Origin of the sequence: Spirosoma utsteinense (genome assembly GCF_014282275.1) — a bacterium.
Taxonomy (GTDB): Bacteria; Bacteroidota; Bacteroidia; order Cytophagales; family Spirosomataceae; genus Spirosoma; species Spirosoma utsteinense.
Genome location: NZ_VFIA01000070.1, coordinates 1 through 14,614, shown reverse-complemented (window position 1 = coordinate 14,614; position 14,614 = coordinate 1). Strand labels below are relative to the sequence as shown.

The 14,614-nt window shown below is 55.4% G+C and carries 4 protein-coding genes; all 4 read left to right on the top strand.

Features of this window, described 5'->3' with window-relative positions; translation table 11 throughout:
• Window positions 1-12: 12 nt before the first annotated feature.
• Window positions 13-102: a hypothetical protein gene (locus FH603_RS29360; RefSeq protein ID WP_394366387.1), complete on the top strand. Its 90-nt coding sequence runs from the start codon at window positions 13-15 to the stop codon at window positions 100-102.
• Window positions 103-123: 21 nt separating this feature from the next.
• Complete coding sequence (locus tag FH603_RS26415; RefSeq protein ID WP_186742023.1) at window positions 124-483, top strand: LytR/AlgR family response regulator transcription factor; 360 nt, start codon at window positions 124-126, stop codon at window positions 481-483.
• 686 nt (window positions 484-1,169) lie between these two features.
• A complete protein-coding gene (locus FH603_RS26410; RefSeq protein WP_186742021.1) occupies window positions 1,170-8,276 on the top strand; it encodes an Ig-like domain-containing protein in 7,107 nt (2,368 codons plus the stop codon).
• 44 nt (window positions 8,277-8,320) lie between these two features.
• The coding region (locus tag FH603_RS26405; RefSeq protein WP_317171339.1) for an SdrD B-like domain-containing protein at window positions 8,321-14,614 on the top strand (6,294 nt) is incomplete at its 3' end.

The following is a 14,614-nucleotide window of genomic DNA, read 5'->3' as shown; positions in this document are numbered from 1 at the left end:
GCGCGTCGCACCATCTGTTTTTCCAAGTCGGTTTTAATGCACGACACGGTGATTGGGTTGCTGATTAACCATCTCTTTTTCAAGCTTAATATCCACTTTTAAGGCACGACCGATTTAATCAGTATGACTTTTCAGCCAAACCAGCCTCGAAAGTATCTGAGCGTAAGGGATAAACACCGAGTGGTAGTGCTTGACTACGATGAAATAGTATGGCTGGAGGCTGATGGTAACTATACACATATTCACGCTAAAAGTCATAGATATATTGTGAAAAATTCGCTGTCGGGTATGTTACGCCGATTAGACGATCGTTTTGTACAAACTCACCGGGCCTATGCCGTTAATATCAATTCCGTAAAAGAAATTAATACTGTAGAGATAAAGCTAGGTGATTCCTTGATACCTATCTCCGATACCTACCGGCTGAGTTTTATAAATCGTCTTACCCTTTTTCCAGCTATTGACCAGCTGGTCAATCAGTAATTGCTACCCTACTAAAAACCATTTGTTTAATGCCCCGATCCGGTTGCTGACCCGGATCGTATTGTCGGCTGGACAGACCGCAATTACGGACAAACCGACGCTTGCCAGCCCTGGCAAAAAGCATCGAGGTCAAGTTGGTTCGTTTTTTGTAAACGAACCGCCTGAAATAATCTACATGAAATTTTTCGTCGCCAAACGCAGCACAACAGTGTCGTTTATTTCCGTATATGAGTTGATTGTCCCCATCTCCTCTTCGTATTTGTGATTTAGCATAGCATTTGCCAACGAATTCCCTGTCACGTATACACGATTATCGGAGCCTCAAACGGCTTTGCTCCTTCCTGTATCTACGTATTCATCCGACAGTAAAAATTCCTGGCAGATTATGCTCACAATAACTATTTCCTGTCCCCCGTCAGGGTCTCTCCCCAAAGTCTACCCGACGCCCTTGTATTCGTCCTGGTCGGGCTACCGCTTAACCAGCAGGTCGGCTACCAGCTACAGCAAGCGAGCCGGGCGAGGGAGTCACTCAATTCGCTGCCAGGTAACCCTGCTACACCTCAACCGCATCCACTATTCGCCCGGGCTCTTTGCCTGACTAAGCGAAAATAGTAGTCCTTTTCATTTTTCAGCCCCCGCAGCGGCCCTCAACAGCGCCTTCTGCCACGATTTTCAGATCAAACCTTATGAAACAATTACTACAAACCTATTGGCCACCAGTGTTAAATTTCCTGAAGTGGTTTTTGGCCGCTCTGTATCGCGTCGAGCCTAGTTTGCCGACCCTGCAACCGCTGGAAACTCATGCGGAGGCCCCTTCATTTCCAAAGCGAGGCTATTGGCCTGTGCAACAGAAACGGGGAGAAAACACGCAGGAAACAAGAGGACCCTCAGGCCCGGATAAACTCGTTTACCAGCCGGTCAGTCCAGGCGTTGCCGTTATACCCTCTAACCACGTAAAGCGATTGGTCTGGGGTATATTGACCATACTGCTGGCCAGCGGACTGTATACGGCAAAGGCACAGGGCACCCTTTGTACATCACCCATCACCTATACCCTTCTTACGGGCCAAACCTATACCGTAACGGCCCAGAGCGGACTAACCAATTACCAGTGGTTCAAGAATGGGTCGGCCATTAGTGGGGCAACGTCTGCCGCTTACACCGTGAACTCAATTGGCACCTACACCTGGACGGCAAGAGATGCTGGTCAATGTGCAACGAAGGAGTGCTGTCCCCTTAATTTCATTCAGGGTGCCTGTGTTCCGCCAACACCAATCATTACCGCAACACCGGCAATAATTTGTGCCGGCAGCAGCACTAACCTTAGTGTGGCAGGTTGTACGGCCGGGTCCATTACCTGGAGCACGGGCGAAACCAGCGCAGCCATTACAATTACACCGAACACAACGGCCGTGTATACGGTAACCTGCGGCAATCCGCAGGACGCTACCTGTAGAAGTCAGGCCTACCAACTGGTAACGGTTCAGCCCAGGCCAAACCTAACCGTATCGAATGCCGCCATCTGCGCCGGGCAAACGGCCCAGCTTCTGGCCACGGGCTGCACTGGACTGGTAACGTGGAGCAATGGGCAAACGGGCAGCGTGCTGCAAGTGGTGCCCGCTACTACAACGCAGTACACAGCTACATGTACTGACGCGGTTTGTGGCGTTTCTACAGCTAACGGAACGGTAACGGTCAATTCGATCCCGACGCTAGACCTGGGCAGGCCCCTGTGTACGGCTGACCTGACTACCTTCAGCGTTCCATTTACGAGCACAGGCACTGTTACAGCAAACCTGGGCAGCCTTGCAGGCGGCCAGGTTATCGGGGTACCAACCGGGCAGGTTGTGACCCTGACGGCTACTGCCAACGGCTGTAGTGTTTCGAAAGAGGTTCTGAAAGACTGCACCTGCCCACCGGTTGATCCCCCTGCAGGCCAGAATGTATCTATTTGCAGCGATCAGCTGCAAAGCGCCATACTGACGGTTACGACAGCGGCAGGCTTACAGGTTAACTGGTATACCACCCAATCGGGCGGTGGGCCGGTAGCCACCAATAGCCTAACCTATAGGCCGGCGTTTGCGGGTACGTATTACGCAGAAGCGTTTAATCCGGCTTCGGGCTGTAAAAGTTCGTCCCGGACACCCATTACCCTAACCGTCGTCAGAAAGCCGGCTGTAGCGATCAACCTGTATAATAAGGACCTGCAGCCGGTTACGACGCCAAACCTGTGCGTAAGCAACCAGCAGCAAATCACGCTGGCGGCTACACTGGCTCCCGGCAGCGCAGGCTCCTTTACGTATGAGTGGAAATCGACAGACGATCCAAGCCTTAGGTACCTGAGCTGCAAAACATGTTCAGCACCGGTGCTGAACATTCCTACAGCCGAAACACGCAGCTCCCTGACCTACACGGTAACGGTAACAGCTACGGATGGCACCATTCTGTGTTCGACGGATGTGTCGACGACGATCGACCTGAAACAACCGCCGAGGCTCACCATTACGGCACCGGTGCAGGTTATCTGCGACGGCAGTTGTACGACACTGACCGTCACGTCTGACAAATCAGTTCGATCAGCCTTCTGGACGCCGGCTAATCTTTCGGGAACTACCATCAGGGTTTGCCCGGCGGGCTCACCACAGGGTAACAAGGACTATACCTATGCCGTAAATGTGACGGATACAGATGGTTGTTCAACAACAGCCACGGCAACGGTCACTGTAACGCCAACGATAAGCGTCTATGCCGGTGAAGACAAAACAGTATGTCAGAATTCGGCCACCACGCTGACGGCTACTGCCAATTTAGCGTCTGACGCCACCAATGGCAATGTTACCATCGCCTGGAGTGAAGACCTGACCAACCCGGCAACGGGTATGCTGCTGGCGACCAACGGCACTTCGGTCAACACCCGGACGTTGGCAGTAGCGGGTGTCTACAGGTTCATTGCCACCGTCACTCAGTCGGGTCAGAACGGGACCCCAAACTGCGTCAGTACCGACGTGGTGCAGATCACCGTTACCACCGCCCCCATCCTGACCATCCGGCCGACCCGCACCGACATCTGCAGCGATAACACCATGGCGGTGACCCTGGCCGCTACCCTTGATGGCACTACACCTGCCCCGGCCAGCATCTTCTGGACATCGACCGATCCGGCTTACCTGGCCTACCTGAGCTGTACCAACTGCGCCAACCCAACCCTGACGCTGCCGCCTAACTTCACGGCCCCCACCATCACCTTCTTTGCCAGGGCCGTTGTCACCACGGATAACAACGCCCAGTGCACGGCCAACGCCCAGGTGATCATCAACGTCCGGCAGGCACCGGTACTGACCATCACTACGCCCAAGATCATCTGCGACGGCAGCTCGGTCGACCTGACGGTGACGCCCAACACCCCGGGCTTCACCTACGCCTGGACCGGCACGGCCATCGATCAGCCCGCCAACGGGCCCACCGTCACCGTGCGCCCCACAGGAGCCTCCCAAGGAACAACGACCTACACATACGGGGTAAACGTGACCAACACCTCTGGCTGTTCGGCTTCGGCGACCACCACCGTAACGGTTACCCCCAGCATTCGGGTCAATGCGGGTGAAGACCAGACCCTGTGTCAGAACTCGGCAACTACCCTGTCAGCGACGGCCAATTTAGCCTCCGTTAGCCCCAATGGTAACGTTACCATCGCCTGGAGTGAAGAGCTCACCAACCCGGCAATGAATATGCTGCTGGCGACCAACGGCACTTCGGTCAACACCCGGACGTTGGCAGTAGCGGGTGTCTACAAGTTCATCGCCACCGTCACTCAGTTGAGCCCCGACGGCAAGACCCCTTGTGTTGCCACCGACGTGGTGCAGATCACCGTTACCACCGCGCCTATCCTGACCATCCGGCCGACCCGCACCGATATCTGCAACGATAACACCATGGCGGTGACCCTGGCCGCAACGCTGGACGGAACCACCCCCGCCCCGGCCAGCATCTTCTGGACATCGACCGATCCGGCTTACCTGGCCTACCTGAGCTGTACCAACTGCGCCAACCCCGCCCTGACGCTGCCGCCTAACTTCACGGCCCCCACCATCACCTTCTTTGCCAGGGCCGTTGTCACCACGGATAACAACGCCCAGTGCACGGCCAACGCCCAGGTGATCATCAACGTCCGGCAGGCACCGGTACTGACCATCACTACGCCCAAGATCATCTGCGACGGCAGCTCGGTCGACCTGACGGTGACGCCCAACACCCCGGGCTTCACCTACGCCTGGACCGGCACGGCCATCGATCAGCCCGCCAACGGGCCCACCGTCACCGTGCGCCCCACAGGAGCCTCCCAAGGAACAACGACCTACACATACGGGGTAAACGTGACCAACACCTCTGGCTGTTCGGCTTCGGCGACCACCACCGTAACGGTTACCCCCAGCATTCGGGTCAATGCGGGTGAAGACCAGACCCTGTGTCAGAACTCGGCAACTACCCTGTCAGCGACGGCCAATTTAGCCTCCGTTAGCCCCAATGGTAACGTTACCATCGCCTGGAGTGAAGAGCTCACCAACCCGGCAATGAATATGCTGCTGGCGACCAACGGCACTTCGGTCAACACCCGGACGTTGGCAGTAGCGGGTGTCTACAAGTTCATCGCCACCGTCACTCAGTTGAGCCCCGACGGCAAGACCCCTTGTGTTGCCACCGACGTGGTGCAGATCACCGTTACCACCGCGCCTATCCTGACCATCCGGCCGACCCGCACCGATATCTGCAACGATAACACCATGGCGGTGACCCTGGCCGCAACGCTGGACGGAACCACCCCCGCCCCGGCCAGCATCTTCTGGACATCGACCGATCCGGCTTACCTGGCCTACCTGAGCTGTACCAACTGCGCCAACCCCGCCCTGACGCTGCCGCCTAACTTCACGGCCCCAACCATCACCTTCTTTGCTCAGGCTATTGTCACCACCGACAATAACCGGCAGTGCACGGCCAACGCCCAGGTGACCATCCTCATCAAGCGAGCACCGGCCCTGACCATCAACCCGCCCAAGATCATCTGCGACGGTTCGTCAGTGCAGCTCAACGTCGACTCCAACAAGCCGGTCGCTTCGTATGAGTGGACCGGATCGGCTCTCTCGAGTCTGACCATCAAGAGCCCCATTGCCGCTCCGGCCGGTTCGCTCCAGGAAAACAAGGAGTACACCTACACCGTCAAGGTGACCGATACCGATGGCTGTTTTGCTTCGGCGACGACACGTGTTACGGTAACGCCGAGCATTCGGGTCTATGCGGGTGAAGATGCCACCATTTGTCAACGGACTACGACCCCGCTGTCGGCAACGACGAATCTGACCACCAGCCCTACGAATGGTACAATAACGGTTGCCTGGACGGAAGATGCCGGCAACACGAATTTCGGATCTAACCTGGCTGAAACGGCTGGCTATAGGGTTAATACCAACTCACTGGCCCCCGGCGTCTACAAGTTCTGGGCAACGGTTACGCAGGTAAGTCCGAATGGTATTACCAATTGCGTCAATAGCGACTGGGTACAGATTACGGTGACTCGCAATCCAGTATTGACGATTGCACCAACGCAACCGAATATCTGCCCGCTGAGTCAGGAAACGATCACCCTGGCCGCTAACCTCAATGGCGGCACTCCCGCAGCGGCAACGATTTACTGGACCTCGAAAGATGACCCGACGGCGAGGTTCCTGAGTTGCTCGGTCTGCGCCAACCCAACCCTGACCGTACCGGCGGGGTATACGGCCAGCACGATCAGCTATACGGCAACGGCTATTGTTACAGCAGACAATAACATCCAGTGTCCGGCAACGGCGACGGTGACGATCATCGTAAACCCCGTACTGAAAGTGGATGCGATCGCCGATGTTACCGTTTGTAACGAATACAGAGCCGTTAAACAAAGCCGCAGCACAACCCTGCGCGAACTGGTGAGCGGCAATCCGGTCAACATTGCTCAGTATAGAATCGAGCCCATGGTCGGTATCACGAATGTAGTAGTCACGGGGGCTACGTTAACGTTCGATGTGATGCCATCCAACGAGATCGTTGAATATACCGTTACGCTGAACAGCGCGGAAACCTGCTATGCCGGCACGAAATTCTACGGCTACGAGACCCCCGAGCCTAGTGTTGAATTCTCGATGGACGGTTATGTCTGTCTGGGCAGTAAGACGCAGGTTCTTTTCAATGGCAACGCCAAACCAGGCGCTGTTTATACCTGGGATTTCGCGGGTGCCAGAGTGCTTTACTCAAACGACAGAAATCCGTACGACGGTATTGCCGAGGGTCCCGGACCCCACGATATTCAGTGGGACAGATACCCTGGCTTTGGCAACACCTACGTGGTTTCGCTAACGGTCAATGATGGCGGCTGTACCGCTACCCGCCGGAAAGACATCCGGATCGAGCGCGGCTACAACGTGGTCTGGAACACGACGAACACGTCGGTTTGTAACGGAACCGATGGCAGAATCACGCTCGTATCGGCCCTTGAACGAGTAACGAACCGCGATATAACCAACACGCTGGTCTTTACCTGGACCGGACCGAATGGCTTCTCACTGGTCGCGGCTGCCCCTCAGGGTTCTAATCTGACGAATCTGGCCCCCGGCACGTATCATGTGCGGGTCGACAACAGCATCGGCGGTTGTGCTTACGAGTTTGATCTCGACATCAAGCGGCCTAAAAACCTGGGGCTGAATGCACTGGTTGGCTACAAAGCAACCTGCGGCAAGACAGATGGCGGTATCCACACCGAAGTGGTGGGTGGTACGGCTCCCTATACGTTCTACTATTATGACGCGGCCGGTGCTCTGATCAGCCAGGCAACCCGTTCTGATACCCTCGATTACAAGTGGGGCTTACGGGAAGGCAAATACCATGTGAAAGTGGTCGACGCCAACCAGTGCAGCACCGAAGGCGATATCGTTCTTGATAACATCGGTGGACCAACCGTAGAGATTGCCAGGATTACCCCCGCCCCTTGTGGCGAGAATACGGGTAAGGTACAGTTTACGATCTTTGGTGCGGCACCGTTCAGCTACACCCTCGCGTCCAATGACCCCTATCCGGGCGGCACGATCACCCAGGCAGGCATTCCGGTTACACTGGAATTCCTGGCACCTGGCGATTACGTGCTGACCGTACGGGATGCCAACGGATGTGTAACCGTGAAGCGGTTTACGGTTGGTGCCGTCAACTCGGGCTTTAACATTGCCGTAACCACAACGCCGGGTGCCTGCCCCTATAATCCAAATGGCAGCGAGAACCCGAAAACAGGTGCATTCAGGGTAACCAGCCCGCTGGGTGCTCAGTATAGGTATACCTGGTATGGCATGGATGGAAGCGTATTCACGCCAACGAACCCAACTAATCCAACCGGGTTAGCAACGGGTATCTACAAGCTGAAAATTTCCAGCAATACGGCCGGTGGTGGCGTTTGTACCGACAGCACGACACTGATCCTGAACCCATCGGAAGGGCCCAGGCCCGAACTGGTGGCGGTCAGTAATCCAACCTGCCCGGACACCGACAATGGTAGTGTTACCTTCATTGTCAACAAGAATGTAGACACCGGCACGCCGGACAAAAACCGCTTCCCGCTGACCAATGTGGGGCCATTCAGCTACACCCTGCGCAACACAACCTCGCAGGATGGGCTGGTACGCAGCGGTACCGTCGTCGACAACACGAACCTGACCGTTACTGTCTGGCCGAAGGCACCTACCTGCTCACCATTACGGATCGGAACCTCTGCGTAGGGTATCAGACCTTCCAGATTACGGACCCTGATCATTTTGATGTAGTGGTTGACCGCAACAACCTGGTGGTTTGCGATGCCAAGGACGGCAAAGTATGCCTGACCATCAATGGAGGTACGGGCCAGAACTATACGGTGAGTGTATCGCCAACGGCCATTAATCCAACGCCGTTTACGCGAAATGTTACCAACTGCCTGTTTGGCATGGACGCAAACAAAGAGTATATCATAACCATCCGCGATGCACAGAATTGCTTCGTTAACCTCCCGGTTAGCCTGACGCAGCCAGCGGTATGTTTCGATTGCGACAAGTTCTGCGCGAAAGACGTGGAAGGCTATGGTATGTCCTGCGATAGCACGAACTCGGGCAAAGCCCGCATTCGGGTAACGGGTGGCAAGGCACCGTTCAGGTATACCTGGTACAACTCGCTGGGTCAGGTTATTTCACAGGTTACCTCGTCTGATTCGGTCAATACGCTGAGTAACCTGGCAATTGGGGTATACTACATATCCGTTGTCGATGCCAACAGTTGTACCGTTGGCGGACCCGATGGCGGCAAACAGAAAATCGCTGTAGCTATCGGTCAATCGGGCGGGCCAACCGTCGTGATCAATAGTACGACCGCTTCGGCTTGTGGAGCCTCTACGGGTGCTATTCGCTTCTCGGTAACGGGCAACAAGCCCTTCACCTATACGCTCACCCGCGTGGGCAGCTCGGTTGAACTGGCTACGGGCAATATCCTAAACGTACCGAATGCCATTACTTTGGGCAACCTGCTGGCCGCATCGTATGTGCTGAGGGTACGGGATAGTAAAGGCTGTGTAACGACCACCCTGGTCGACATCCGGTCGGCTACCTTCCCAATGGCAATTGTACCGACGCTGACACGACCATCCTGCGACGGATCGGTACTCGGCGAAATCGCCATCAGACTGACTCCGCTGACGGGTCAGACGGAGCCGGTCGGTGCGCCAACGTTTGTGTGGTCAGGGCCAAATGGCGTATTCACCCCTCCGGTTCCTGAAAAAGCGACAATGCTCCCGGCTGGCATTTACTACGTGACGGTTAGCTACGGCAATGGTTGTTCGGAAACGAAAGAGATCATTCTTAACAACAGCGATGGACCAACGATTACGGTTGCTCAAACGGGTCTCGTATCGTGTATCGGCACCAACAATGGTTCCATTACACTGAACGCCAGTGGAAACGGGCAGGCCATTATTGGCTATATCGTGAAAGGCGTTCTGTCGAAGCCTTACGCAGCTCCGTATCCAACGAGTATCACCAACGAGGTTATCTCTAACCTGGCAGCTGGCGACTACGAAATTGAAGTCATTGGCTTCAATGGGTGTGTGTCGAAAGCTACCGTGACGGTGAAGAAACCAGAGATACCCATCATCGACATCCAGACAACGGCTGTCAACGATTGTGATATCAATAACGGAACCGCCACCATCAGAGTGGTAAGCGGAGGAAAAGCTCCGTTCGAAATTCGTCTGGTATCGCCAACGGCTACGGCATTTGCGGCCGGTCCCGTTACGTTCGGCAGTCTGGCGGCTGGTGACTATGTCGCCGAAGCCAGAGATGCCAACGGCTGCCTGACCCAGTTCCCCTTCACCGTCGCGAACCTTCGCCAACAGCTTTGCTACGGTAGCATTGGTGACTTCGTCTGGAAGGACAAAAACGATAATGGCAGGCAGGACACGGCCGAGCCGGGTGTACGTGGTGTAACGGTCGAACTGTGGAAAGCCGTTGGTGGTGCGCCAACAACGAAAGTCAGCTCCACAACGACCAGTGCAACGGGCAAGTACCTGTTCACGAATCTGCTCAAAGACAGCTACATCGTGAAGTTTGTGAAAGGAACCTGGCCAGACAGCTGTCTGATCAGCCCGAAATACAAACAGGCGGGTGTGCTGGATAGCCTGAACTCGGATGCTGACCCTGTCACTGGGCTCAGCCCGGTAGTAAACCTCGACCCAATCAAGGGAGGCTTGCTGAAAAACAACCCAACGATTGATATGGCGCTCTACATTCCAACCAGTACGCTGGGTGATTTTGTCTGGAAAGACAAAAATGACAACGGACGGCAGGATTCGGGTGAGCCAGGTGTACGGGGTGTGAAAGTGATCCTCTGGTCGGCAACGACGGGCGGAACTCCCAATGCTAAGCTTGATTCGACGACGACGGATATAACGGGCAAGTACCTGTTCACGAAATTGAACAAGGGTAACTATCTGGTGCAGTTCGTACCATCGAGCATACCCGATAGCTGCGTTCTCTCGAAGAAAGACAACTGGACGGGTGTTGCCGATGATTTCGATTCAGATGCCAACCCGTTGACGGGTATATCGCAGGTAGTAAGCCTGGACCCATACCAAACGGGTCTACCGAAAGACAACCTAACCGTTGATGCCGCGCTGGTGTATGCCAAAGGGTCAATCGGCGATTACGTCTGGAAGGATGCCAACAACAATGGCTTACAGGACGCGACCGAAGCAGGCGTAAAGGATGTGTTAGTTGAGCTCTACAAATTGATTCGTGGTCAGCTGGTTACACCGGCCTTCGCGATAATGTCGACGGATGTGAACGGCAAATACCTTTTCACCAACCTGGACACAGGCGACTATCAGGTAAAATTTGTGGGCAGCACATTCCCAGCGGATTGTCAGGTTAGTCTCAAGCCAAACACGGGCACCGATGATAGAATTGACAGCGATGCGAACCCAATCACAGGTCTGAGCCCAATTATCCCGATCAATCCTTATCTGGGTCCGGGCCTGTTGCGCGATAACCTGACCGTCGATGCCGGCCTGTACACGCCTACGTTAGGATCAATCGGAAATTACGTCTGGAAAGATACTAACGACAATGGCCTCCAGGACGCCACCGAAGCCGGGGTGAAAGACGTACAGGTTGAACTGTATAAAGCCGTCGGCGGTCTGCCGTCAGGCAGCGCATTCCGGGTTACATCGACGGACGTAACCGGTAAGTACCTTTTCGACCTGTTACCAAAGGGTGATTACATCGTGAAGTTCGTAAGTAGCTCCTTCCCGACTAACTGCGCCATCAGCACCCGGCCAAACGCGGGTACAAACGATGCGATCGACAGCGACGCCGATCCAATCTCGGGTCTCTCGCCGGTGGTCGTGCTGGACCCCGTACAAGGGGGTATCCTGAAAGACAACCTCACGATTGACGCCGGTCTGTATAATACAGCCATAGGCTCGATCGGGGATTATGTCTGGAAGGATGCCAACGACAACGGTATCCAGGACGCCACCGAAGCGGGGGTAGCCAGCGTACAGGTCGAACTCTACGCAGCGGTGAATGGTCAGCCTTCGGGTGCCGCCCTCCAGGTTGTGTCGACCGACGTCAACGGCAAGTACCTCTTCACCAACCTGGTGAAGGGCGACTACCTGGTCCGCTTCATCGGCAGTTCCTTCCCCGCTAACTGCGCCATCAGCACCCGACCAAACGTCGGTAGTGATGATACCAAAGACAGCGATGCCAACCCAACCTCGGGTCTCTCGCAGGTGATCACGCTGGACCCCGTACAAGGGGGTATCCTGAAAGACAACCTCACGATTGACGCCGGTCTGTACAATACAGCCATAGGTTCGATTGGGGACTACGTCTGGAAGGATACCAACGACAACGGTATCCAGGACCTGGCTGAGGCCGGGGTGAAAGATGTACTGATTGAGTTGTATGCGTCGGTGAACGGCCAGCCCCAGGGCAGTGCCATCCGCACCGTGACAACCGACATCAACGGCAAGTACCTCTTCGATAAATTACCAAAGGGTGACTATATCGTGAAGTTCGTGGCCAGCAGCCTGCCGGTTAACTGTGCCATCAGTAACAAGCCAAACACTGGCACGAACAATACGATTGACAGCGATGCCAACCCGATTACGGGCTTCTCGCAGGTGGTCACCCTGGATCCCGTACAAGGCGGCATTCTGAAAGACAACCTGTCGATTGACGCGGGTCTGTACAATCCGGAAGTACCGTTGGGTACACTTGGCGACTATGTCTGGAAGGATGCCAACAACAACGGCATTCAGGACCTGATCGAAACGGGGGTACGAGGGGTATCAGTCGAATTGTACACGGTATCGGCAACGGGTAGCCTGAGTAAGGTTGCCACAACGACGACTGACGGAAACGGATTGTATCTGTTCACGGGTCTGGCTAGGAATACCTACCGCGTACGATTCGTGCCCGGCTCTCTGCCAGGTGACTGCCTGTTGACTCCAAAGGTCAATGTGGTAGGTGACGATGGTAAAGACAGCGATGCCGATTCAGTCACAGGGTACACGACAGATATCCTCATCGATGCGATCAGGGGCGGACTTCTCCAGGACAATCGTACGGTCGATGCGGGTCTGATCTTTAAACCCACGAGTTCGATTGGGGACTACGTCTGGAAGGATACCAACGACAACGGTATCCAGGACCTGGCTGAGGCCGGGGTGAAAGATGTACTGATTGAGTTGTATGCGTCGGTGAACGGCCAGCCTCAGGGCAGTGCCATCCGCACCGTAACAACCGACATCAACGGCAAGTACCTCTTCGACAAACTACCGAAGGGTGACTATATCGTGAAGTTCGTCAGCACCAGCTTCCCCGCCAACTGCGCCATCAGCACCCAACCACAGTCAGGTACCGACACCAGCAAGGACAGCGATGCCAACCCCATTACGGGTCTCTCGCCGGTCATCAGCGTCGATCCTGAGGTACCGGCCAGAAAAGATATCCTCACCGTCGATGCGGGTCTATACACGACCAACAACGGCTCACTGGGTGACTATGTCTGGAAAGATGCGAATAACAACGGCATCCAAGAAGCTGGTGAACCCGGTGCCAGGAATGTTCAGATCGAGTTGTATAGGGTATCGTCGACGGGTAGCCTTACGCTGCTGACATCGACCACGACCGATGCTACCGGCAAGTACCTCTTCCCGAATCTAACAAAGGGTACCTATCGGATCAGGATCATTTCGTCCAGCCTGCCTGCCGAGTGCGCGATCTCGCCGAAGCAGAAACAGGGCACGGATGACAGCAAGGACAGCGATGTGAACCCGAACACGGGCTTCAGCAACGATGTACTGGTTGATCCAACGGACCCGGCACGTAAGGATGTTACAACAATCGACGCAGGCTTACTGCCTTGTACCGCAGAGGCTGGCACACTACTGGCCAATGCGCCGGGTTGCCTGACACCAGGCGGATCACTGACGATCTCGGCCACGGTTAGCAAAGCGCCGGTCGTCCCTGCGGGCTATAAAGTGCTGTACGTCCTGACGTCAGGTGCCAACCTGGTTATCCAGTCGACCAGTACGCAGCCTTCGTTCGCGGTAACTACAGCGGGTCTGTACACAATCCATTCGCTTGTCTATACCGACAACCCGGCTAATCCGAACTACCTGGATCTGTCGGTGATCGTTCCGGGAACGACGACGGGGGGTGATGTCCTGAACCTGATCGCCAGACGTCAATTATGTGCAGTCCTCGATGCAGCGGGCGCTCCGGTAACCGTTGGCTCATGCCTGGCGGGTTCGATCGGCGACCGGGTCTGGAAAGACCTTAACAACAACGGTCTGCAGGACTCAAATGAAGCAGGCGTTGCGAAGGTAACCGTTCAACTGTTCGCGTCTTCGGCTGGCCAGCCAACGGCCCCCGTACTTGCAACGGTGCAAACGGACTCCCTGGGCAAGTACCTCTTCGGTGGCCTAAGCAGAGGTGTGTACCTGGTTAAGTTTGTGTCAAACTCCTTCCCATCGGGTTGTGCCTTGAGCCTCAAGCCAAACATCGGCACGAACGATGAGATCGATAGTGATGCGGATTATAACACGGGTCTGACGCAGGAAATCATTATTGATCCAGCATCTGGTGGTATCCTAAAGGATAACCGAACGATCGACGCGGGCTTATATAACACTTGCCCAACGATCGCTGCGCCAGTCAGTGGCGGTGATAAGAGCATCTGCCAGGGGGAAGCCCTGCCAGCGCTGAGTGTATCGGTAACCACGGGTCTGACCGCCAACTGGTACGCTACGGCCACGGGCACCAACGCCCTGGCCAGTGGCACGCTGACCTACCAGCCGGTAACCAGCGGTACCTACTACGTCGAAGCCCTCGATGCCGCAACGGGTTGCAGGAGTGCTACCCGCACAGCGGTTACTCTGACGGTCAAAGCGCTGCCAACTCTGACGATCGGTACCATCGCCTGCGCAGCTGATGTGCGGACCTACGCGGTCAGCTTCAGCAGCAACGGTGTGGTCACGGCCAGCAAGGGTACGGTGAGCGGTAATACGGTCAGTGGCATCCCAGCGGGA

Coding starts and splice junctions, on each gene's coding strand:
- FH603_RS26415 (WP_186742023.1), top strand. CDS start 124: ATGACTTTTCAGCCAAACCAGCCTCGAAAGTATCTGAGCGTAAGGGAT.
- FH603_RS26410 (WP_186742021.1), top strand. CDS start 1,170: ATGAAACAATTACTACAAACCTATTGGCCACCAGTGTTAAATTTCCTG.